This is a genomic window from Methylorubrum rhodinum (assembly GCF_014199935.1).
In the GTDB taxonomy this organism is placed as follows: Bacteria; Pseudomonadota; Alphaproteobacteria; order Rhizobiales; family Beijerinckiaceae; genus Methylobacterium; species Methylobacterium rhodinum.
This window is the reverse complement of record NZ_JACHOP010000004.1, coordinates 311,289-332,061: the sequence shown is the minus strand read 5'-3', so window position 1 is coordinate 332,061 and position 20,773 is coordinate 311,289. Positions and strand designations below refer to the sequence as shown.

The following is a 20,773-nucleotide window of genomic DNA, read 5'->3' as shown; positions in this document are numbered from 1 at the left end:
AGGAGATGCGTCCATGTCCTGGTCGTCCCGTATCGTCGCAGCCCTGCTCTGTCTGGTGATCGGCCTCGCGCCCGGCCTCTCGGCCTCGGCGCAGGACGCGTCCAAGAGCCAGAAACGCATCGCCCTCGTCGTCGGCAACGCCGCTTACGAGTCGGGCGCCCTCGATACGCCGGCCAACGATGCCGGCCTCGTGGCGCAGACGCTCCAGGCGGCGGGCTTCGACGTGGTCGGCGCCCGCGACCTCGACGAGGATTCCCTGCGCAAGGCCCTGCGCGACTTCACCGACAAGGCCGAGCAGTCCGGTCCCGACACGGTCGCCTTCCTCTACCTCGCGGGCTACGGCCTGCAATCGGCCGGCGAAAACTACTTCGTCCCGGTCGACGCCCGCATCCCGGCCGCCGCCGACGTGCCGTCCCGCGCCCTGCGCCTGTCGGACTATACCCGCCAACTCGCCGCCCTGCCGCTCGCCGCCCGCTTCGTCGTGCTGGATGGCGCCCGCAACAATCCGTTCGCCCGCAACGGCGACCCGCTGGCCGGCGGCCTCGCGCTGACCGAAGCCGAGCCGGGCTCGCTCATCGCCTTCAACGCCAGCCCCGGCACGGTCGGCCCCGACGAGAAGGGCCCCTACGGCGCCTACGCCACGGCGCTGGTCGAGATGATCCGCGAGGGCGGCCTCGCGCCGGCTCAGCTGTTGGACCGGGTGCGGCTGCGCGTGGACGAAACCACCAAGGGCGCCGAGGTGCCCTGGCATTCCGCCCGCATCGACGCCGCCTTCACCTTCTTCGAGCGCGCGCCCGACGCGCCGCCGATCGGCCGGCCCGAGGAGGTCGCCTCGCTCCGTTCGCGCCCGCTCAAGGAGATCGGCGCGCGCGACGCCTACGCGGTCTGCCTGCAGCGCGACTCGCTCGACGGTTATCAGGAATTCGTCCAGGCCTACCCGCGCGACGACATGGCCAAGCGCGTGCGCGCCCTCATCGCCGCCCGCCGCGAGGCGGTGACGTGGCGGCGCACGTGGATGGCCGACAGCCGCGACGCCTACTGGTCCTATCTTGACCGCTACCCGCGCGGCCCTCACGCCTGGGACGCCCGCCGCAGGCTCCGCCAGCTCGCCGCCGCCCTGGAGCCGCCGCCGCGCTTCACCGCGATCAGCTACGACGTGCCGCCGCCCCCGCCGGAGGAGATCGTCTATGTCGCGCGCCCGGCGCTCTACCTCGACGATCCGGTCTACGCGCTGGCCCCGCCCCCGCCGCCGCCGCCGATCTTCCTGCCGCCGCCGCCGGCCTACATCGTCGATCTGGCGCCGCCGCCGCCGCCGGTGGCCTACTACGCCCTGCCGACGCCGGCCTTCGTGCCCGTGCCGACCTATGTCAGCGCGCCGGACTACATCGTCCCGCCGCCCAACAACGTGATCTACCAGAACATCCACAACGTCACGGTGATCAACACGATCAACGAGAGCAACCGCGCCTCTTCCCGCGATCCGGGCTCCGTCCCGGCGGTCTCGCCCGGCCTCGCCGCCGGTGCGGGCGCGGTGGCCGGCGCGGTGATCGGTGCGGCGGCCGCTCGCGTCGCCCTGCCCCCGGCGGTCGCGCAGAAGGCGGCGCTGCGCAATCCGCCGACGAACCCGAATCCCGGCATGCCCGGCCCGTTCGGCAATCCGCCAAGCGCACCGCAGGGCGGAAACCCGCAGGCCGCCCGTCCGGGCCCGTTCCCGGCGCAATTGCCCGGCACCGTTCCCGGCCAGCCGAACCCGCAACAGGCGGGCCGCCCGGCCCTCGGCCCCAACGGTCAACCCTTGCCGCAGCAGCCCGGACGTCCGGGCACCGCCCAGCCCGACACGGCGCCGGGTCAGCCCGGCCAGCCGAACGCGCCGCTCGGCGTCGCCGGCCGCGGGCAGCCGGGCCAAGCTCAACCGGGTCAAGCGCTGCCGGGCGCCAACGGGCAGCCGCTGCCACCGCAGCAGGCGGGCCGCCCCGCCCCCGATGGAAGGGACAGGCCCGACGTCAAGGACAAGTCCGATCCTCAGCAGGCCGGCCGTCCGGGTGCACCCGGCGCGACCCCGCCGGGGGCCGACTCCAAGGGCAAGCCGGAGCCGCAGCAGGCTGGTAATCCGCTGCCGGGCCTGAACGGACAGCCGCTGCCGCCCCAGCAAGCCGGTCGCCCCGGCCCGGATGCCAAGGACAGGCCCGACGGCCAGCAGGCCGGCCGGCCCGGCGCGAACCCGGCGGCCCCCGAAGCCAAGGACAAGGCCGCCCCGCAACAAGCGGGCCGGCCGCTTCCCGGCGCGAATGGGCAGCCGTTCTCGCCGCAGCAGGCGGGCCGCACGGGTGCAGACCCGAAGGACCGCCTCGATGCGCCGCAGGCCGCTCGTGCCGGTGCCGGCGCGCCGCTGCCGCCACAGGCCGGGCGTCCGGGACCCATCGGAGGCCCGGCGGGTCGTCCGCAGGGGGCGACCCCACCCGGTTCCGATGCGCCCGATCGTCCCGCCACCCAGCAGGTCGGTCGCCCCGGCGCCCCCCTCGGCCTCGTCCCGCCGAATCCCGCCCCGCAGCGGCAGGACGCGGCGGCCCAGCGCCAGCAGCAGATCCAGGCGCAGCAGGCCCAAGCCGCGCAGCAGCGCCAGCAACAGCAGGCCGATCAGGCACGCCAAGCCGCAGCGCAACGCCAGCAGCAGATGCAGGCCCAGCAGGCCCAGGCCGTACAGCAGCGCCAGCAGCAGCAGGCCGATCAGGCACGCCAAGCCGCAGCGCAACGCCAGCAGCAGATGCAGGCTCAGCAAGCCCAGCAGGCCGCGGCCCAGCGTCAGCAGCAGATGCAGGCCCAGCAGGCGCAGCAGGCCGCGGCCCAGCGCCAGCAGATGATGCAGCAACAGGCCGCGGCTCAGCGCCAGCAACAGATGCAGCAACAGCAGATGCAGGCGCAACAGGCGGCCCAACAGGCCGCACGCCAGCAGCAGATGATGATGCAGCGCCAGCAGGCGGCGCCGCGTCCGGGGCCGGGGGGGCTCGGCGGCGGCCACGGCTGTCCCCCCGGCATGCCCTGCCGCTGAGGGCTTGCCGCACTCGGGCGGGGCCCACATCACGGCCGCATTTCGGGTGCCGAGTCCGGGTCCCGCCCTCACACGGCGCTCGCCGAGGAGCCCGCCCGCGATGCCGATCCCGATGCGCCGCCTCACCGGCCTTCTCGCGCTGGCGCTCCTCTGCGCGAGCGCCCCCGCCAGGGCCGAAGTGGCGGCCTCGCGTCCCCCGGCCCCGGCCCGGGTGGCGCCGTCGGTCGACGACGCGGCCCTGCTCGATGCGCTGAGCTTCGGCATCACCGCCGACGACCTCGCGCGGATGCGGGCCATGGGCCGCGAGGCATGGCTCGACGCGCAGCTCCATCCCGCGCCCGGCCTGCGGCTCCCGCCCGAGGCGCAGGCGGCCAGCGCGCCCTTCCGCGACGAGACGTCCGTCCTCGATGCCTTCTCGGCCTACAGCAGCCAGGTCAAGGCGGTCGTCCCCATGCCGGACGGCGAGGAACGACGGCGGTTCGCCAAGGAAGTCGGCTCGACCGCGATCCGGGCGGGCGAACGGGCGGTCGCGCGCACGATCCTCGCGGCACTCGCCTCGCCGGACCAGTTGCGCGAGCGGATGACGTGGTTCTGGCTCAATCGCTTCAGCGTCTACCAGATGAAGAGTCACCTGCGCCTGGTCGTCGGCGACTACGTCGACGCGGCGATCCGGCCTCACGCGCTGGGGCGCTTCCGCGACCTCCTCGGCGCCGTCCTGTGCCACCCGGCGATGCTGGACTATCTCGACAACGCCAAGAACACGGCGGAACGGCGCAACGAGAACTACGCCCGCGAACTGATGGAGCTGCACACCCTCGGCGTGAACGGCGGCTACACGCAGGGCGATGTCGAGCAGCTCGCCCGCATCCTGACCGGGGTCGGATACGGCCTCGCGCCGGAGCCGCGCATGCCGCCGGACCGACAGCGCGATTATCGCCGCGACGGCCTGTTCGTGTTCGATCCCACGCGGCACGATTACGGCGACAAGCGCTTCCTCGGCCGCACGATCAAGGGAGGCGGCTTCGCCGAGGTCGAGGAGGCGCTCGACCTCCTCGCCCGGCATCCCGCCACGGCGCGGCACGTCTCGGCGGCGCTGGCCCGCGCCATCCTCGGCGCCGATCCCTCCGAGGCCATGGTCGGGCGTCTCGCCGGTGTGTTCACGGACAGTGACGGCGACATCGCGCGGGTGGTGGGAGCGCTCGTGCGCGACCCCGACTTCGCCGCGGGCGTCGGGCGCGGCTTCAAGGATCCGGTCCGGTACGTGCTGTCGGCCGTGCGGCTCGCCTACGGCGACCGCGCGATCCGCAATCCCACGGCGATCCAGAGCTGGCTGAAGCGGCTCGGCGAGGGGCTGTTCTTCCGCACGACGCCGGACGGCTATCCCTCCGATGCGGCGGCCTGGAACGGGCCGGGCCAGATGGTGGCCCGCTTCGAGGTGGCGAGCCTGATCGGCGGGGGCGCGCCCACCCTGTTCGCCTCGCCGGTCGAGGGGACGCCGCCCCCCGAGGGGCCGAAGCCCCCGCCGCCGACCCTCCGGAACGAGGTCTACGCGACGGTGCTGCACGGACGCCTCGGCGCGCCGACGCTCGCGGCCCTGGCGCAGGCCAAGCCAGGACCGGAGTGGAACATGCTGCTGCTCGCCTCCCCCGAATTCATGCACGGCCTCGCCCCCCAGGAGTCCCTGCGATGAGCGCTCCGATGGATCGCCGCGACCTCCTCAAGGCCTCCCTCGCGCTCGGCCTCTCCACCGTCGCCGGACGGGTCTGGGCGGCGCCCCGGGCGGATGTCCGCCTGCTCGTCGTGTTCCTGCGCGGCGCCTACGACGCCGCCAACGTGGTGATCCCGACCGGCAGCGAACTCTACTACCGGGCAAGACCCAGGATCGCCGTGGCCCGGCCCGACCCGGCCTCGCCGGAGGCGAGCCTGCCGCTCGACGCCGACTGGAGCCTGCATCCGGCCCTGCGCGACACGCTCCACCCGCTCTTCGCCGCGGGGCAGCTTGCCTTCGTGCCCTTCGCCGGCACCGACGACGCGACCCGCAGCCACTTCCAGACCCAGGACACGATCGAGCTCGGCCAGACCTTCGGTCCGGGCCGCGACTACCGCTCGGGCTTCATGGCCCGGCTCGCCGCCGAGCTGACCCGGACGCGGCCGATCGCCTTCACCGAGCAGCGTCCGCTGATCTTCCAGGGCACCGCCGCCGGGGGAAAACCGGTGCCGAACGTCGGCGTCGCCCGCACCGGCAAGCCGATCCTCGACGAGCGGCAGAGCCGGCTCATCGCCGCCATGTACGAAGGGAGCCCGCTGGCCCCCTCCGTCCAGGAGGGCTTCCGCGTCCGCGGCGAGGTGTTCGAGGCGATCAGCGCGCATCGGGACCAGGCCGACCGCGGCGCGGTCTCGTCCAAGGGGTTCGCGCTGGCGGCCGAGCGCATCGGGCGGCTGATGCGCGAGCAGTTCACCCTCGGCTTCGTCGATGTCGGCGGCTGGGACACCCATGTCGGTCAGGGCGGCGCCAAGGGCTACCTCGCCAAACAGCTGACCGACCTCGGCCAGGGCTTGGCCGCCTTCGCGCGGGAGATCGGCCCCGGCTGGAACGACACCGTCGTCGTGGTGCTGTCGGAGTTCGGCCGCACCTTCCGCGAGAACGGCGGCGGCGGCACCGATCACGGCTACGGCAGCGCCTACTGGATCCTCGGCGGCTCGGTGCGTGGCGGGCGCATCGCCGGTCCGCAGAAGCGCCTCGACGAGGGCGCCCTGTTCGAGCATCGCGACCTGCCGGTGCTGACGAACTACCGCGCGCTCCTCGCCGGCCTGCTGCAACGCCTCTACGGACTGGATCGGGCGAGCCTTGGGCGCATCTTCCCGGGGGCCGCGCCGGCCGACCTCGGCCTGGTCTGAACCGGTCGACCGACCCTTGCGGCCTTGGCCCGGATCGCGCATGCGCCCTGTCGACGGCTCGGTTCAGGCGCGACTGAAAAAAACATGCTCGACAGGGTGCTCCACGCCGGCGCGAGCGTCGCGCTGCTCCTCGCGGTCGCCTTCGCCTTCTCGCTGAACCGGCGGGCGGTGCGGCCGCGGGTGGTGGGGGCGGCGCTCGCGCTCCAGGTCGGGATCGGGGCGCTGATCCTGTTCGTGCCGGCGGGGCGCATCGCCCTCGAATGGGTCGCCGGGCTCGTCACCAAGGTGCTGTCCTTCGGCGATGTCGGCACCGCGTTCCTGTTCGGCGGCCTCGTCGAGCCGCGGATGTTCGAGCTGTTCGGCGGGTCGGGGTTCATCCTGGCGCTCAGGGTTCTGCCGCAGATCCTCTACGTCTCGGCGCTGATCGGCGTGCTCTACCATCTCGGAGTCATGCAGGCGCTGGCGCGCCTCCTCGGCGCCGGCCTGCGGCGCGTGCTCGGCACCTCGTCGATCGAGTCGTTCTCGGCGGTCGTCACCATCTTCATCGGCCAGAGCGAGATCGCGGTGGCCCTGCGCCCCTTCCTCGCCCTGCTCACCAGCGCCGAATTGTTCGCCGTGATGACGAGCGGGGCAGCCTCCACCGCCGGCTCGATCCTGGCGGGCTACGCGGCGCTCGGCGTGCCGATGGAGTACCTCATCGCCGCCTCCTTCATGGCGATCCCCGGCGGCCTCCTCTACGCCAAGATCCTGTTCCCCTCGGACGAGCCGACCCGCGTGCTGACGACCCGCGTCGAGTTCGGCGAGGCGCGCGCGGCCAACCTGATCGAGGCGGCGGCCGACGGCACGCAGAAGGGGCTCGCCGTCGCGGTGGCGGTCGGCGCCATGCTGATCGCCTTCGTCGGGCTGATCGCGCTCGTCAACGCCGTGGTCGGCTGGGCCGGCGGGCTTTTTGGATTTCCCGGCACCTCGATCGAGGGCATCCTGGGCTGGCTCCTGGCACCTTTGGCGTGGCTGCTCGGCGCGCCGTGGGAGCAGGCGCGACTCGTCGGCGGCGCCATCGGCCAGAAGATCGCGTTCAACGAGTTCCTCGCCTACGCCACCCTCTCGCCGACGCTGAAGGCCGGCACCCTCGATCCGCGCACCGCCGCGATCGTCTGCTTCGCGCTCTGCGGCTTCGCCAACCTCACATCGGTGGCGATCCAGCTCGCGAGCTTCACCAGCCTCATCCCCGAGCGCCGCGCCGAGATCGCAAGGCTGGGCTTACGCGCGATCCTGGCCGGGACGCTCGCCAACCTGACGAGCGCGGCCATCGCCGGCCTGTTCATCGCGGGCTGAGGCTTTTTCGGCGCGCCTCACCATATGAGAGGCATGGAACACGCGACAGACGAGCCCAGGGTGGTGACGGCGCAGGACTGGGACGCGCGGGTCGACCGCGCCTGCGCCAAGCTGCCGGAGCGCGGCCGGAGGATCGTCGCGTGGCTGCGCGAGCCCGCGCGCTTCCCCATGCGGGTGCTGGCCGCGGTCCTGCTGATCCTGGGCGGAATCTTCTCGATCCTGCCCGTGCTCGGGCTGTGGATGCTGCCGCTCGGCCTCGCCCTGCTGGCGCAGGACGTGCCCGCCCTCAAGGTGCCGATGGAGAAGGCCGCCCGCTGGATCGAGCGGCAATGGCGGCGCTGGCGCCCGAAGAAGGACGAGGCCGGGGCGGAGCGGCAGCCTTGATCAGATGTTGGGGCCAGCCCGAACCGCAGCGGCAAGGTGATCTGCATCCGGGGCCCCAGATCCGGGGGCATCGGCGGCACCTTCAGGCCGACCGGCACGATCCGCAATCCGAGTTCGTCGATGGATTGGTTGCCCGACGAGCGGGCGATGGCCGAATGCGTGACGAGGCCCTCCCGCTCGACGGTGAATCGGATGGCGAGCCTGCCGCCGGTCAGCATCCTGTGCGGCAGCCCCCGAACCCGGTACGCGAACAGCCTTAGAAGTTCGAGCCGGTAGGCGTTCAGGCTCTCGGTCATCGGCGCCTCCCGCCCCACGAAGTGCAGCGGCACCGTCACGGCCAGCGACGGGATCGGCGCCTCCGCCGGCAGGGGCGGCAGCTTCGTCCCGACCGGAACGATCCTCGCGGCCAGACGATCGGTCGCCTCGGCCCCCGACGAGGTCTCGATCCCCGACTGGGTCACGACCCCGTCGCGGCCGACGACGAAGCGGACGAGGACCGTTCCGCCCGGCGTCCTGTGCCGGAGGTTCCTGACCTTCTGCATCAAGGTGCGGGCGAGCTGCTGACGATAGGCCTGCACGCCCGAGACCTCGGTCGCGTCGGAGGCCTGCGCCGGGGGCGGGCCGACCAAGCACAGGAGCAGCAGGCCCATGGCTCCGATCGCACGCCGCATCGTTCCCGCACGCTCCCTCTCGCAACGGCCAAGCTTTAGGGGGCGGACCGCCGATCCTCAACGATGAATTGCAACATCCGTTAAGTTCCGCCACGCCGTCCCCAGGCGGCGGCGCCTGTGCCGCGCGACGCTCCTGCTTGACAGGCCCGGCGCCGCAGCCGACCCATCGCAACCGCGCGCTCCATGCGGGCGCGTGCTTTTCGGAGACGAGTGGTGACACCGTTGCGTCAGTCCCTCCGCCGCCTGGCGGTCGCCCTCCTGCTCGCGGGCGCGGCGATGCCCGCGATTCCGCGCGGCGCCCTCGCCCAGGACGCCGTGTTCCCGCCGAGTTCCCGCTTCGGCTTCGCGGCGCCCGCCGACATGGTTATCTCGAAGCGCTTCACCGGTTTCGAGCGCAAGGGCGGCGGTGCCGTCGTCTCGGTGGTCGAGCTGCCCGGCCCGGCCTACACGGAGATGGAGCAGAGCTTCACCGACGAGACCCTGAAGACGCAAGGATTGGTCGTGCGCTCGCGCGAGTCGGTGACGCTCGCCGACGGGATGCCGGGCGTGCTGTTCACCGGCGAGGCCACCGCCTCGGACGCCCAGGGCGTGCCCGCGGTCAACAAGTGGCTGCTCATCGTCGGCGGCACCGATGTAACCGGCCTCGTCATCGCCCAGGCTGCCAGCGGCGTCGAGAGCGAGGAGGCCATCCGCTCCATGCTCACCAGCGTGAAGCTGCGCCCGGCGCTCGGCCTCGACGAGCAGGTCGCCGCCCTGCCCTTCCGCGTCGGCGACCCGGCAGGCTTCCGCCCGTTGCGGGCGCTCGCCGGCAACTCGGTGCTGATGACGCTCGGCCCCCGCGACCAGATCGCGGCGATGGAACAACCGATCCTCGTGATCGCCCAGGCGTTCCAGAGCGCGACGCCGCAGGAGCAGCGCGACGGCCTCGCCCGTCAGGCCCTGTTCGCCAACCAGACCATGAAGGACTTCCAGATCGAGCGCTCGCAGAGCTACCGCCAGAACGGCATCGACTGGCACGAAATCGTCGCCCGCGCCGTCGATATCCCGTCCAGCACGCCGGTCGTCGTGGCCCAGACCATCCGCTTCAACCCCGACGGCTACATCCGCGCCGTCGGCGTCACCCGCGCCGACCAGCGCTCCGACGTGCTGCCGCTGTTCCGGCAGGTGGTGGATAGCTTGCAGATGAAGTGAGGGGGGAGCGCAGTTTCGGGAAAAACATCCGATCACCGCACGTCATCTCGCAATGGCATGCGAAATCAGAAATCGTCAGGCCATTGTCGGGCGCCGTGGATGACGGCAAGAACTTCCACGCAGTCTCGAACCCTGTAGACAACGATGTAGGGCGTACCCGACAGGACGAACTCGCGGGTTCCGTCAGTGCGTCCTGTCCGACCCGCCGCCGGATTTGCAGACAGCAGAGCGTTCGTGCGATCCAAGATGTCATCGACCAGCCGCGCGGCAGCGGCGGGATTATGATGCCCGATGTAGTCCGTGATCGCTTCCAAGCTGTCCAGCGAGGCGCGAGTCCAAAAGACGCGCATCAGCTTTGGCGATATTTATTCCGAACCCGCTCGAAATCGGCGGGCGTGGCGAAGCGGCCGGCATCGGCGTCCTCGATCCCGGCGCGGACCTTCTCGACGAACCGCTCCTGCCATTCGAGGGAATGGCCGTGTTCGAGCGCGTCGGCGATCACCTCGCCCGCCGAGCGGCCTGCTCGCGCGGCGACGGCATCGACGCGGGCCTGCAGGTCAGGGGCGAGTTTCAGGTCGTGAGCCATACCGTATCCTGACAGAACTTCCGGCGCTCGAACACTCTGCGACGGCGATGGCGACGTCTCACCCCCCGATTCCCCGCTCCTTCAAGCTCACCCCGATCTCTTCCAGCACCGCCGGGTCCTCGATGGTCGGCGGCATGGCGAAATCCTCGCCGTCGGCGATGCGCTTCATCGTGGCGCGCAAAATCTTGCCCGAGCGCGTCTTGGGCAGGCGCCCGACGGTCAGCGCGAGGCGGAAGGCCGCCACCGGGCCGATCTCGTCGCGCACCTTGGCGACCAACTCCCGCTCCAAGACCTCCGGCGGCTTGTCGACGCCGGACTTGAGGACGACGAAGCCGCAGGGCGCTTCGCCTTTCAGCGCGTCGCGGATGCCGATCACGGCGCATTCGGCGACATCGGGGTGCGAGGCCAGCACCGCCTCCATGCCGCCGGTGGAAAGACGGTGGCCGGCGACGTTGATGATGTCGTCGGTCCGTCCCAGCACGGTGACGTAGCCGTCGGCATCGACGACGCCCGCGTCCGAGGTGTCGTAATATCCGGGAAACGTCGTGAGGTAGCTCTGGCGGAAGCGCTCGTCGGCGTTCCACAGGGTCGGCAGGCAGCTCGGCGGCAGCGGCAGTTTCAGCGCGATGGTGCCCATCGTGCCGGTTGGCACCGGCTTGCCGGCCTCGTCGAGGACGTGGAGGTCGTAGCCCGGCATCGGCTTGGCGGTGGAGCCGTGCTTGACCGGCAGGGGCTCGACGCCGAGCGGGTTGCCGGCGATGGCCCAGCCGGTCTCGGTCTGCCACCAATGGTCGATCACCGGTTTCCCTAAGGCCCGCTCGGCCCAGGCGACAGAATCCGGGTCGGCCCGCTCGCCCGCGAGGAACAGGGCACGCAGGCGCGAGAGATCGTAATCGGCGAGTTTTTGGGCGCGCGGGTCTTCCTTCTTGATCGCGCGCAGGGCCGTCGGCGCGGTGAACAGCGTCGAGACGCCGTGCTCGGCCGCGACCCGCCAGAAGGCGCCGGCATCCGGCGTGCCGACCGGCTTGCCCTCGTAGAGCACCGTGGTGCAGCCGTGCAGCAGCGGCGCGTAGACGATGTAGGAATGGCCCACGACCCAGCCGATGTCGGAGGCGCAGAAATACACCTCCCCCGGCGCCACGTCGTAGAGGTTCGTCATCGACCACGTCAGCGCGACGCAGTAGCCGCCGGAATCGCGCACCACGCCCTTCGGCCGCCCGGTCGTGCCCGAGGTGTAGAGGATGTAGAGCGGGTCGGTCGCCGCCACCGGCACCGGATCGGCGCGCCGCCCGTCGCGCCGCGCCTGCGCGACGCTTGTCGCCCAATCGCGGTCGCGGCCCTCGGTCATGTCCGCCACGGCCTGCGGCCTCTGCAGGATCAGGCAGGCCTCCGGCTTGTGGGCGGAGCGGTCGATGGCGGCGTCGAGCAGCGGCTTGTAGGCGACGACGCGGGTCGGCTCGATGCCGCAGGAGGCCGCCAGAATCACCTTGGGCGCGGCGTCCTCGATGCGGGCGGCGAGTTCGTTGGCGGCGAAGCCCCCGAACACCACCGAGTGGATCGCCCCGAGCCGGGCGCAGGCCAGCATCGTGAAGAGCGCCTCCGGCACCATCGGCATGTAGACGACGACCCGGTCGCCGTGGCCGACGCCGAGATCGGCCAGCAGTCCCGCGAGGACCGACACCTCGTCCTGCAATTGCCCGTAGGTGATCGTGCGCTGCGTGCCGGTGACGGGCGAATCGTGGATGATCGCGGGCTGGTCGGCGCGGCCTCCCTCGGCGTGGCGGTCGACGGCGTTGCGGCAGACGTTGAGCCGGGCCTCCGGGAACCAGCGGCCGTAGGCGCCTTGGGCTTCGTCGAAGGCGCGGGTCGGCGCCTCGTCCCAATCAATGGCTCGTGCCGCATCGAGCCAGAAGCCCTCGCGGTCGGCGAGCGACGCGGCGTGGAGGTCGGCGTAGCGGCGCGGGGCGTCGGTCATGGCAGTCTCGGGGCTTCCTCGCGGGGCCCGGTTCGCTCCGGGCTCGTCGGCCGCGATGATAGCGCGGTTTTGCCCGCCGCACCCCGAAAACGAAGACCGCCGCGCTGGAGGCCCAGGCGGCGGCAAACGCGATGAACAAAGAAAAAGGCCCGGCGGCGGGTGCCGCGGGCCTCGGGATGGGCGCCTAGTGCAGCGTCTCGCCGGACTGGAGGCGCTGGATTTCGTCCTTGAGTTGCAGTTTCTTACGCTTGAGTTCGGCGATGCGCAGGTCGTTGGTGGAAGGCGACTGGATCGCGTCGTGAAGCTCGCGCTCGAGGGCGTCGTGCTTGGCGGCGAGCTGGCTCAAATGCGTCTGCAAGGACATGAGGTGTGGCTCCTCTCATCGTTTCCGACACGGGTAGACTGGCACAGGATGACGCCGCTGTCGAAGCCATTCGGCGGCAAAATGTACCCTGGGCTAACAAGCTGATTTCAAAATCGTGCCACTTTGCGGAAGGGTTTTTCAGGCCCGTCATCCCCGGCCGAATCGGCCAAGTCGATCCTGCCGCCTTGCTCCGCTGGGAGGCTTGGCGCATGGTCGCGGCGGTCGGTGCGATGGCGTGTTTCGAGCGATGATGGCGGAAGAGGTTGCCAACGATCCAAGCCCCGATCCGGCGGGCGAGCTCAGCCGGTTGCGCGAGGAGCACCGGGATCTCGACGAGGCGATCGAGGCGCTCAAGCTGAGCATGGCGGGCGATCAGTTGCAGATCCAGCGGCTGAAGAAGCGCAAGCTGATCCTGCGCGACCGCATCAACCTCCTCGAGGACCAGATGACGCCCGACATCATCGCCTGATGCCGGGCGCCACGCTGTCGGCGTTCACTTCGCCAGATAGGCCGTGACGCTGGAGACGCGGGTGCCGACCATGCGGACGGCCTTGCGCAGGCGCTCGTCGGAGACCTGCAGCAGATCGGCCCAGTGGCGGCGGCTGGTGGTGTCGTGGATGTCGATGTGGGAGGGCGTGCGGGCGCGGGTGGTCGGGTCCTGAACGGACATCGGAAGACTCGCTGGTTGTAAGGGAGGCCCCATAAGGGCTGTTACGCTCACAACGCGGTTCCCCGGCTTCGGCTCCGGCAAAACGCTCGGTTCCCCGAGTTTTTCCGCCGCTTCCGGCCCGATCCTCCGGCCGCGCTTGCGAGCGCACGCGCGCCCCTGTTATGCGACCCGCTTCGCGGGCGCGGGCCCGTCTCTCGTGCGCAGCGGATCAGGACGACGATGGCGGGATCTCCCCCGGTCGCGATCATCATGGGGAGCCAGTCGGACTGGGCGACCATGCGGCACGCCGCCGAGACGCTCGACGCGCTCCAGATCGCCTACGACGCCCGCATCGTCTCGGCCCACCGCACCCCGGACCGGCTCGTCGCCTTCGCCAAGGGCGCGCGGGAGGTGGGCTTCAAGGTGGTGATCGCGGGCGCCGGGGGGGCCGCCCACCTACCCGGCATGGCGGCAGCGATGACGCCGCTGCCGGTCTTCGGCGTGCCGGTGGAATCCAAGGCGCTCTCGGGGCAGGACAGCCTGCTCTCGATCGTACAGATGCCGGCTGGCATTCCCGTGGGCACGCTCGCCATCGGCCGGGCCGGCGCGGTCAACGCCGCGCTGCTGGCCGCCGCGGTGCTGGCGCTGACCGACCCCGACCTCGCCGCCCGGCTCGACGCATGGCGCGCCCGCCAGAGCGAGTCCGTGTCCGAGCGGCCCGACACCACCCAGCCCTGATCGTTTTGCCAGCCCTGACAGACGCCAGAATCCGATGATCACCTCCACGCCCTCGCCGATCCGGCCCGGCGCCACCCTCGGCATCGTCGGCGGCGGCCAGCTCGGCCGCATGATCGCGCTCGCGGCGGCGAATTACGGCCTCAAGGTCCACGTCTACGCCCCCGACGCCGACAGCCCGGCCTTCGACGTCGCCGCCGCCCACACGGTCGCGGCCTACGAGGACGCGGCGGCGCTCGCGGCCTTCGCCGAGGCCTGCGACGTGGTCACTTACGAGTTCGAGAACATTCCGCACGCGACCGCCGCGATCCTGGCCGAGCACGCGACCGTGCGCCCGAGCGCGCAGGCCCTGCTGACCACGCAGGACCGGCTGGTCGAGAAGGATTTTGTGAATGGCCTCGGCATTCCGACGGCGCCCTACCGGGCGGTCGACACGGCGCAGGATCTGGAAGCGGCTCTCGCCGATCTCGGGCGGCCGGCCATCCTGAAAACCCGCCGCTTCGGCTACGACGGCAAGGGCCAGCGCTCGATCCGCGAGGGCGACGACGCGGCGGCGATCCTCGCCGGCTTCGACGGCGCGCCCTGCATCCTCGAAGGGTTCGTGCCGTTTCTACGAGAAATCTCGGTGGTGGCCGCCCGCGGACCGGACGGTGCCTTCGCCGCCTACGAGCCCTGCGAGAACGAGCACCGCGACCACATCCTGGCGCTCACCCGCGTGCCCGCCCCCGGCCTCGATCCGGCGACCGCGGCGGCGGCGGCGGCGATCGCCCGCACGATTGCCGAGGCGCTCGATTATGTCGGCGTGCTCGCCGTCGAGCTGTTCGAGGTCGAGGGTGCGGCGGGCGCCGCCCGCCTCGTCGTCAACGAGATCGCCCCGCGGGTGCACAATTCCGGGCACTGGACCACGGAAGGCGCGCTGACCTCGCAATTCGCGCAGACGGTCCGCGCCGTCTGCGGCTGGCCGCTCGGCGACACGGCCCGCACCGGCGGCATGGCCGTCGAGATGGAGAACCTGATCGGCGACGATTCCGAGCGCTGGCCCGCACTGCTCGCGGAGGCCGGCGCCCATCTCCACCTCTACGGCAAGGCCGAGGCCCGCCCCGGCCGCAAGATGGGCCACGTCACCCGGCTGATCCCGCTCGCCGCGGCGGATTGAGCCGCCGGCGCGAGTCTCCGGTTCGGGGCGGGACGGAGCCGATCGGCAGCCATCGGGTGCGGCTCGGCGAAGGTTCCAGCCCGGACGCCGGGAGACGGACGAGCCTGAACGACGCCGCCCGGTCCTGTCGCTCATCTGCAACAGCGGGCGACCGATTGGCCCGCCCGCCGGCCGGTCGGCGGCGGAGGGTGGGACGGGCCACACCTTCGCCACATCGCGCCGCTTGAGCAGCGGGACGGGGCGCCGTTTCCGCGGACCTTAAGCGCCCGTTCACCGTGTTGCGCCAGCGTGTGCGCGACGCATGGAACTCAGGTCCGCCGGGGCCGGCATCCGCGGAAGCGACGCGGGGGAGAATCGAGAATGATCGGGATGACGCTGCAGGGGCCGAAGGCGAGGCTGATCGGCGCCGTCGCGCTGACGGCCGCGGCGCTCGCCGGCTGCGAGACCTACGGCACCGCCACCGCGCCGCGCCAGTTCGCCGTGATGGAGACGGACACCACGGGGGCCACCAACGTCAACATCGCCTCGCTCTCGGACGTGATCGCCCGCAATCCGTCGGATGCCGGCGCCTACAACACCCGCGGCGCGGCCTATGCCCGCTCGGGCCAGTTCGGCGACGCGATCGGCGACTTCACCAAGTCGATCCAGCTCGATCCGAACTCGGCCTCGGCCTACAACAACCGCGCTCTCGCCTACCGCCAGACCGGCCGCACCGACGCGGCGATGCAGGACTTCTCCAAGGCCATCGCCAACGATCCGAACTTCTCCGCCGCCTATATCGGCCGGGCGAACCTGGAGCGGGCGCAGGGCGACCTCGACGGCGCGCTCAACGACCTCAACGTCGCGATCCGCCTCGCCCCGGAATCGGCGGAAGCCTATCATGCCCGGGGCCTCGTGCGGCAGAAGCAGGGCCAGAACCCGGACGCGGTCGGCGATTTCGCCGCCGCCATCGACCGCAACCCCTTCGTCGCCGCGCCCTACGCCGCCCGCGGCCAGAGCCTGATCGCGTTGAACCAGTACGACAAGGCGATCGAGGACTTCAACGCGGCGCTGAACGTGAACTCCAAGGACTCCGCGTCCTGGGCCTATCGCGGGCTCGCCTACGAGAAGACGAACCGCCGCAAGGAGGCGAGCGAGAGCTACCAGCAGGCGGCTCGCCTCGACCCCGGCAACGCCATGGCCAAGCAGGGCATCGGCCGCATGCAAGGCGGCGGCGGACTCTTTTAAGGCTCCGCGCTCGTCTTTTCCGGTTCGATCGCTCCGGTGTCGGACATCCCGTTCACGAACCTGTTACCGTTCGGGGCGTTCCTCCGTCGATCGTTTCCGGTCCCGGCGCCCCGCGCGCCGGCGTCGGAGAGCATCCAGGGAGGCGAACGATGATCCGATCCCGGTCGCTGGACGGGCGCATCCTGCTCATCGTCGAGGACGAGTACTTCATCGCCGACGACATGCGCCGCGCGTTCGAGGCGAGCGGCGCAACGGTGATCGGCCCGGTGGGCCGTGTCGAAGAGGCGCTGGAGATCGTCGCGAGCGCGCCCCGGATCGACGGGGCGGTGCTCGACATCAACCTGCGCCATGTGCCGGTCTATCCCGTAGCCGACCTGCTGCGGCAGCGCGGCGTGCCGTTCGTCTTCGCCACCGGCTACGAGAGCACCGTCATCCCCGAGCGCCTGCGCGACGCGATCCATTGCGAGAAGCCGGTCGAGGCCGGCCGCGTCGCCGACATGCTGTTCGGCGAGGCCGTGGCCAGCTGACGAAACGGGCGCTTCCGGAGGGCGAGCCCCCGCGCGGCTCAGCCACGCGGGGACGACGCCTCCGGCCGGCGGTGCTCGGTGGCGATGCGGCGGACGGTTCCGGTGTTGGAGCGGTAGACCACCGTCTCGGTCTCGATCCGGCCGGGGCGGAAGCGCACGCCGCTGAGAAGCGCCCCCGTGGTCACGCCGGTCGCCGCGACGATCACGTCGCCGCGGGCCATGTCGTGCATGTCGTATTTCCGGGCCGGATCGGTGATGCCCATCTTGGCGGCGCGTGCCCGCTTGTCGGCGGAATCGAGGATCAGCCTTCCCTGCATCTGGCCGCCGATGCAGCGCAGGGCGGACGCAGCGATCACGCCCTCCGGCGCGGCGCCGGTGCCCATGTAGATGTCGACGCCGGTCTCGTCCGGCTTGGTGCAGTGGATGATCGCGGCGATGTCGCCGTCCGAGATCAGGCGGATGCCCGCGCCCGTGGCCCGCACGGCGGCGATCAGGTCCATGTGGCGCGGCCGGTCGAGGATGATCGCGGTGAGGCCCGAGGGATCGACGCCCTTGGCCTTGGCGAGCGAGGCGATGTTCTGGGCCGGGCTCCAGTCGAGATCGACCGTGCCGGGCGGGTAGCCGGGGCCGATGGCGATCTTCTGCATGTAGACGTCGGGGGCGGCGAGCAGCGTGCCGCGCTCGGCCAAAGCCATCACGGCGATGGCGCCCGGCATGTCCTTGGCGCACAGCGTCGTGCCCTCCAGCGGATCGACGGCGATGTCCACCGCCGGCCCCGAGCCGCTGCCGACGCGCTCGCCGATATAGAGCATCGGCGCCTCGTCGCGCTCGCCCTCGCCGATCACCACGATGCCCTCGACGGCGAGCGCCATCAGTTCGGCCCGCATGGCATCGACGGCGGCCTGGTCGGCCTCCTTCTCGCGGCCCTGCCCGCGCAGGCGGGCGGCCGCGATGGCCGCGGCCTCGGTGACGCGCACCAGTTCGAGGGTCAGGCCCCGCGCGGTGGGATCGCTGAAGATTCCGGTATCGGCCACCGACATCGCCCTTGGGTTCCTCGTCCCGGAAAGCCCGACGTTCCGTCGGTGCCTGAGTGTCTCTCACGAAACGCCCGTCGCACCGTCGGGTCCGGGAATTTCGTGGGGCACTCTAACACGTGCCATGAACGAGAGTTCATGCCGCAGCCGTCGCTTGCCGAAAAGTCCGGCAAGATCCTGCCGATGCGGCATCCCCGCTATTCGCGCTCGATGCGGATGAGCTGGGGGGCCTCCGCCAGCAGCCCGTCGCCGTCGATGGCCGAGAGCGCCTTGCGCACAGTGCCCTCGGTCGCCGCGTAGGTGATGAGCACCAGCGGCACCGGCTGGCCCGACAGCCCCTGCGGGTCGCTCGACGCCGCCTTGGCGGAACGGCGCTGGACGATGCTCTCGATCGAGATGCCGGCTTCGGCCATGCGGGTGGCGACGCCCGCGGCGACGCCGGTGCGGTCGTGGACGGTCAGCCGGATGTAGTAGCCGCCCTCGTGGCGCTGCATCTCGACCCGGCGCGGAGCCGAGAGTGCGGCGACCGGCCGGCCGAAGGTCGGGCGCAGCACGCCGGCCGCCACGTCGGCGATGTCGGCGACGACCGCCGAGGCCGTGGCCTTGCCGCCCGCGCCGGGGCCGATCAGGGTGAGTTCGCCGACGGCGTCGGCATCGACCGTCACGGCGTTGGTCACGCCCATCACCTGGGCGATGGCGGATGCCTTCGCCACCATGGTCGGGTGGACGCGCTGCTCGATGCCGGCCTCCGTCGCCTGGGCGACGCCGAGCAGCTTGATGCGGTAGCCGAGTTCGTCGGCCATCGTCAGGTCGAGGGGCTGGATGGCGGAGATACCCTCGACCGAGACGCCGTCCGCGTCGATCTCGACCCCGAAGGCGAGGCTCGTCAGGATCGCGAGCTTGTGGGCGGTGTCGAAGCCCTCGACATCGAAGGTCGGATCGGCCTCGGCGTAGCCGAGGGCCTGCGCGTCCTTGAGGCAGGCCTCGAAGGTCAGCCCCTCGGCTTCCATCCGGCTGAGGATGTAGTTGCAGGTGCCGTTGAGGATTCCGTAGACGCGGGCGACGGCGTTGCCGGCCAGCCCCTCGCGGATCGCCTTGATGACCGGGATGCCGCCCGCGACCGAGGCCTCGTAGGCGAGCGCGACGCCCTTCTCTTCCGCGGCCTTGGCGAGCGCCGCGCCGTGGCGGGCGAGCAGCGCCTTGTTGGCGGTCACGACATGCTTGCCGGACGCGATGGCCGCCTCGACCGCCGCCTTGGCCGGGCCGTCCGCCCCGCCCACGAGTTCCACGAACACGTCGATGTCGCCGGACCGCGCCAGCGCCACCGGATCGTCGAACCACGTGAACCCGGAGAGGTCGAGGCCGCGGTCGCGGGACTTGTCGCGGGCCGAGACGGCGGTGACCGTGACCTTGCGACCGGAGGCGGCGAGCGCCTCGGCGCGGCGCGCCACCATGCCGACCACGGCGGCGCCGACGGTGCCGAGACCGGCGATGCCGAGGCGAAGGGTCTGGGTCATGGGCGTGCCGTCTCGGTGGGTTCGGGTGTGCGGCCCGGACGGCGGTGACGGCTCTCAGGCCCCCCGAGCGGGAGGCCGGCGGGAGGCACGGCGGCGCGTCCGGAACGGCGCGCACTTCTGCAACGATTTCGGCAGGGGTGCAAGGAAACCGGGGCCGTCGGCACGGGCCGCGAATCGACGCCAGCGGCCGATGCGAGGGTCGGTCGATCCCTCTCCATCGTCGTGCCGGGGCGCCGTAGGCGAACCCGGAACCGAGGGGCGCGGCGGAGGCGTGCCATCCACGACCGGCCGCAACGCCTCGTACAGCCGCGCATCACGGGTGGATTGCACGCCTCCAGCGCGCCCCTCCGGGTCCGGGTTCCGCTGCGCGGCCCCGGAATGACGGCGGTGGGTTGGAAAGCGAGGCGGGCCTCAGCCCTCCTCGTCGTTGTCCGTATCGTTGTCGATCAGGTCCGAGACGTCGTCGTCGCCGTCTTCCTCTTCCAGGAAGGTGTCGTCGTCGCCGCCCGTGCTGGCCTCGTCGCCGCTCTCGTCGTCCACGCTGATGTCGTCGGAATCGTCGCTGGCCTCGGCTTCATCCAGGGAGACGATCTCCGGGCCGGCCTTCTCCTCTTCCTCCTCGTCGTCGTCCGCCGCGCGGCTGGCGATCGGCGGGGCGACGCGGCTGGTGGCGACCTGATAGATCGTGCCGCATTTCGGGCAGGTCGCCGGATCGCGGTCGAGGTCGTAGAACTTGGCACCGCAATTCATGCACTGGCGCTTGACGCCGAGTTCCGGTCTAGCCACGGCAGCGAACCTCTGGGCAGATGTCGAAGGGGGTCGGGAGAAGCGGCCCCGTTAGTCGCAGCCTCCGCCCATGTCAAATAGACCTGCGGCCCGGCGCCCATCCGGAAAAAAAGCAAGGCGCGCCATCCGGGTGGATGCGCGCGCCTTCAGGTGGTTCCGGGTCTCACAAAGGAACTGACGAACGCGTTACCGCATCCTCCCGGCCTTCGCTGTGCCCGAGGGGCAACAGGGCTACAGGCCGCCCTCGTCATCGATCCGTCACAGAGCGTTCGCCGGCAGCGACGCCGTCGGCCGCCGCGTCTGCGTCGTGCCCCGCCTGCGGGCGCGGCGGGCCCAGACGCCCTGGCGCCGGTCGACGGCGACGCGCAGCAGGCGGCCGAGCAGCGTCTCTCCGCCCGGACGGCTCTTCTTGAATTCGTGGAGGACGGCTTCGAGGGCGACGATGCGCTCGCTCGGGCGGGCATAGGCCGCCTCCAGCTCGCTCAACGCTTCGCGGATGCGCTCGGCGAGCGCCGGATCGGCGGTCGCGGCAGCGTGTTCGACCTTGCGGAGACAACGGCGCACGGGCGTCATAGGGTCTAGTCATAGACATATGTTAGCATCTGTCGAGTCGGTCTTGCTGGTCGTCCTCCGTTGTCGGCGCCTGCCTCCGCGGAAGTGGAGTCCCCTCGGGCTTTCGCGCCGCCCGC

At 71.4% G+C, this 20,773-nt stretch carries 20 protein-coding genes and 1 pseudogene; 11 read left to right on the top strand and 10 right to left on the bottom strand.

Going from position 1 to position 20,773, the window contains the following annotated elements:
• Positions 1-13: 13 nt before the first annotated feature.
• The 5 genes from HNR00_RS07650 (at position 14) to HNR00_RS07630 (ending at position 7,666) form a co-directional block, all read left to right on the top strand.
• The gene (locus HNR00_RS07650) at positions 14-3,049 is read left to right on the top strand and encodes a caspase family protein (RefSeq protein WP_183567307.1); all 3,036 of its coding nucleotides are present in this window, start codon (positions 14-16) and stop codon (positions 3,047-3,049) included.
• A gap of 100 nt (positions 3,050-3,149) precedes the next feature.
• Positions 3,150-4,739, top strand: a complete 1,590-nt coding sequence (locus tag HNR00_RS07645) for a DUF1800 domain-containing protein (protein WP_183567303.1) — start codon at positions 3,150-3,152, stop codon at positions 4,737-4,739.
• An 8-nt stretch (positions 4,740-4,747) separates the two neighbouring features.
• Positions 4,748-5,947, top strand: coding sequence for a DUF1501 domain-containing protein (locus tag HNR00_RS07640; RefSeq protein WP_183567405.1), 1,200 nt, complete (start codon positions 4,748-4,750; stop codon positions 5,945-5,947).
• An 84-nt stretch (positions 5,948-6,031) separates the two neighbouring features.
• The gene (locus HNR00_RS07635; RefSeq protein WP_183567300.1) at positions 6,032-7,282 is read left to right on the top strand and encodes a NupC/NupG family nucleoside CNT transporter; all 1,251 of its coding nucleotides are present in this window, start codon (positions 6,032-6,034) and stop codon (positions 7,280-7,282) included.
• A gap of 33 nt (positions 7,283-7,315) precedes the next feature.
• Complete coding sequence (locus HNR00_RS07630; RefSeq protein WP_183567297.1) at positions 7,316-7,666, top strand: hypothetical protein; 351 nt, start codon at positions 7,316-7,318, stop codon at positions 7,664-7,666.
• A gap of 29 nt (positions 7,667-7,695) precedes the next feature.
• Here HNR00_RS07630 and HNR00_RS26030 read toward each other — a convergent pair.
• Positions 7,696-8,316: pseudogene (locus HNR00_RS26030) on the bottom strand (energy transducer TonB family protein); the annotation flags it as partial.
• Positions 8,317-8,520: 204 nt separating this feature from the next.
• Between HNR00_RS26030 and HNR00_RS07615 the strand changes: the two are divergent.
• Positions 8,521-9,528 (top strand): hypothetical protein, encoded by a 1,008-nt coding sequence (locus HNR00_RS07615; protein ID WP_183567294.1) that lies wholly within the window; start codon positions 8,521-8,523, stop codon positions 9,526-9,528.
• A 65-nt stretch (positions 9,529-9,593) separates the two neighbouring features.
• Here the strand turns inward: HNR00_RS07615 and HNR00_RS07610 are convergent, their stop codons facing one another.
• The 4 genes from HNR00_RS07610 to HNR00_RS07595 all read right to left on the bottom strand — a co-directional run bounded on the left by HNR00_RS07610 (position 9,594) and on the right by HNR00_RS07595 (position 12,453).
• Positions 9,594-9,878 carry a type II toxin-antitoxin system RelE/ParE family toxin gene (locus HNR00_RS07610; protein WP_183567292.1) on the bottom strand — a complete coding sequence of 95 codons (285 nt, stop codon included), beginning with the start codon at positions 9,876-9,878 and terminating at the stop codon, positions 9,594-9,596.
• Entirely contained in the window at positions 9,878-10,114 is a 237-nt protein-coding gene (locus tag HNR00_RS07605) for a CopG family ribbon-helix-helix protein (protein WP_183567289.1), read from the bottom strand. Before HNR00_RS07605 ends, HNR00_RS07610 begins: the two co-directional genes overlap by 1 nt.
• Before the next feature lie 58 nt (positions 10,115-10,172).
• Positions 10,173-12,089, bottom strand: a complete 1,917-nt coding sequence (locus tag HNR00_RS07600) for a propionyl-CoA synthetase (RefSeq protein WP_183567286.1) — start codon at positions 12,087-12,089, stop codon at positions 10,173-10,175.
• 184 nt (positions 12,090-12,273) lie between these two features.
• Complete coding sequence (locus HNR00_RS07595; RefSeq protein WP_183567283.1) at positions 12,274-12,453, bottom strand: YdcH family protein; 180 nt, start codon at positions 12,451-12,453, stop codon at positions 12,274-12,276.
• A 247-nt stretch (positions 12,454-12,700) separates the two neighbouring features.
• Here HNR00_RS07595 and HNR00_RS07590 point away from each other — a divergent pair, with 247 nt between their 5' ends.
• Entirely contained in the window at positions 12,701-12,922 is a 222-nt protein-coding gene (locus HNR00_RS07590; RefSeq protein ID WP_183567401.1) for a YdcH family protein, read from the top strand.
• Positions 12,923-12,946: 24 nt separating this feature from the next.
• Here the strand turns inward: HNR00_RS07590 and HNR00_RS07585 are convergent, their stop codons facing one another.
• Entirely contained in the window at positions 12,947-13,123 is a 177-nt protein-coding gene (locus HNR00_RS07585; RefSeq protein ID WP_183567281.1) for a DUF3606 domain-containing protein, read from the bottom strand.
• A gap of 219 nt (positions 13,124-13,342) precedes the next feature.
• Between HNR00_RS07585 and purE the strand changes: the two genes are divergently transcribed.
• From purE to HNR00_RS07565, 4 genes are all read left to right on the top strand, one after another.
• Positions 13,343-13,840, top strand: a complete 498-nt coding sequence (gene purE / locus HNR00_RS07580; RefSeq protein WP_183567278.1) for a 5-(carboxyamino)imidazole ribonucleotide mutase — start codon at positions 13,343-13,345, stop codon at positions 13,838-13,840.
• 34 nt (positions 13,841-13,874) lie between these two features.
• Positions 13,875-14,993 (top strand): 5-(carboxyamino)imidazole ribonucleotide synthase, encoded by a 1,119-nt coding sequence (locus tag HNR00_RS07575; protein ID WP_183567274.1) that lies wholly within the window; start codon positions 13,875-13,877, stop codon positions 14,991-14,993.
• 360 nt (positions 14,994-15,353) lie between these two features.
• Positions 15,354-16,220, top strand: a complete 867-nt coding sequence (locus HNR00_RS07570; protein ID WP_183567272.1) for a tetratricopeptide repeat protein — start codon at positions 15,354-15,356, stop codon at positions 16,218-16,220.
• 149 nt (positions 16,221-16,369) lie between these two features.
• A complete protein-coding gene (locus tag HNR00_RS07565; RefSeq protein WP_183567269.1) occupies positions 16,370-16,747 on the top strand; it encodes a response regulator in 378 nt (125 codons plus the stop codon).
• Between the two features lie 38 nt (positions 16,748-16,785).
• On the opposite strand, the gene glpX is transcribed toward HNR00_RS07565, so the two are convergent.
• The 4 genes from glpX to HNR00_RS07545 all read right to left on the bottom strand — a co-directional run bounded on the left by glpX (position 16,786) and on the right by HNR00_RS07545 (position 20,648).
• Positions 16,786-17,787, bottom strand: a complete 1,002-nt coding sequence (gene glpX, locus HNR00_RS07560; RefSeq protein WP_183567265.1) for a class II fructose-bisphosphatase — start codon at positions 17,785-17,787, stop codon at positions 16,786-16,788.
• A 191-nt stretch (positions 17,788-17,978) separates the two neighbouring features.
• Positions 17,979-19,298: a homoserine dehydrogenase gene (locus HNR00_RS07555; RefSeq protein ID WP_183567262.1), complete on the bottom strand. Its 1,320-nt coding sequence runs from the start codon at positions 19,296-19,298 to the stop codon at positions 17,979-17,981.
• 411 nt (positions 19,299-19,709) lie between these two features.
• Positions 19,710-20,084, bottom strand: a complete 375-nt coding sequence (locus HNR00_RS07550; RefSeq protein WP_183567259.1) for a TIGR02300 family protein — start codon at positions 20,082-20,084, stop codon at positions 19,710-19,712.
• 258 nt (positions 20,085-20,342) lie between these two features.
• A complete protein-coding gene (locus HNR00_RS07545; protein ID WP_312886013.1) occupies positions 20,343-20,648 on the bottom strand; it encodes a hypothetical protein in 306 nt (101 codons plus the stop codon).
• Positions 20,649-20,773 lie beyond the last annotated feature (125 nt).

What these genes read in the sequence shown, in the direction of transcription:
- purE (WP_183567278.1), top strand. Translation starts at nt 13,343, where the DNA reads ATGGCGGGATCTCCCCCGGTCGCGATCATCATGGGGAGCCAGTCGGAC.
- HNR00_RS07610 (WP_183567292.1), bottom strand. Translation starts at nt 9,878, where the DNA reads ATGCGCGTCTTTTGGACTCGCGCCTCGCTGGACAGCTTGGAAGCGATC.
- HNR00_RS07650 (WP_183567307.1), top strand. Translation starts at nt 14, where the DNA reads ATGTCCTGGTCGTCCCGTATCGTCGCAGCCCTGCTCTGTCTGGTGATC.
- HNR00_RS07565 (WP_183567269.1), top strand. Translation starts at nt 16,370, where the DNA reads ATGATCCGATCCCGGTCGCTGGACGGGCGCATCCTGCTCATCGTCGAG.
- HNR00_RS07570 (WP_183567272.1), top strand. Translation starts at nt 15,354, where the DNA reads ATGATCGGGATGACGCTGCAGGGGCCGAAGGCGAGGCTGATCGGCGCC.
- glpX (WP_183567265.1), bottom strand. Translation starts at nt 17,787, where the DNA reads ATGTCGGTGGCCGATACCGGAATCTTCAGCGATCCCACCGCGCGGGGC.
- HNR00_RS07630 (WP_183567297.1), top strand. Translation starts at nt 7,316, where the DNA reads ATGGAACACGCGACAGACGAGCCCAGGGTGGTGACGGCGCAGGACTGG.
- HNR00_RS07595 (WP_183567283.1), bottom strand. Translation starts at nt 12,453, where the DNA reads ATGTCCTTGCAGACGCATTTGAGCCAGCTCGCCGCCAAGCACGACGCC.
- HNR00_RS07615 (WP_183567294.1), top strand. Translation starts at nt 8,521, where the DNA reads ATGCGGGCGCGTGCTTTTCGGAGACGAGTGGTGACACCGTTGCGTCAG.
- HNR00_RS07635 (WP_183567300.1), top strand. Translation starts at nt 6,032, where the DNA reads ATGCTCGACAGGGTGCTCCACGCCGGCGCGAGCGTCGCGCTGCTCCTC.
- HNR00_RS07585 (WP_183567281.1), bottom strand. Translation starts at nt 13,123, where the DNA reads ATGTCCGTTCAGGACCCGACCACCCGCGCCCGCACGCCCTCCCACATC.
- HNR00_RS07645 (WP_183567303.1), top strand. Translation starts at nt 3,150, where the DNA reads ATGCCGATCCCGATGCGCCGCCTCACCGGCCTTCTCGCGCTGGCGCTC.
- HNR00_RS07605 (WP_183567289.1), bottom strand. Translation starts at nt 10,114, where the DNA reads ATGGCTCACGACCTGAAACTCGCCCCTGACCTGCAGGCCCGCGTCGAT.
- HNR00_RS07555 (WP_183567262.1), bottom strand. Translation starts at nt 19,298, where the DNA reads ATGACCCAGACCCTTCGCCTCGGCATCGCCGGTCTCGGCACCGTCGGC.
- HNR00_RS07590 (WP_183567401.1), top strand. Translation starts at nt 12,701, where the DNA reads ATGATGGCGGAAGAGGTTGCCAACGATCCAAGCCCCGATCCGGCGGGC.
- HNR00_RS07640 (WP_183567405.1), top strand. Translation starts at nt 4,748, where the DNA reads ATGGATCGCCGCGACCTCCTCAAGGCCTCCCTCGCGCTCGGCCTCTCC.
- HNR00_RS07600 (WP_183567286.1), bottom strand. Translation starts at nt 12,089, where the DNA reads ATGACCGACGCCCCGCGCCGCTACGCCGACCTCCACGCCGCGTCGCTC.
- HNR00_RS07575 (WP_183567274.1), top strand. Translation starts at nt 13,875, where the DNA reads ATGATCACCTCCACGCCCTCGCCGATCCGGCCCGGCGCCACCCTCGGC.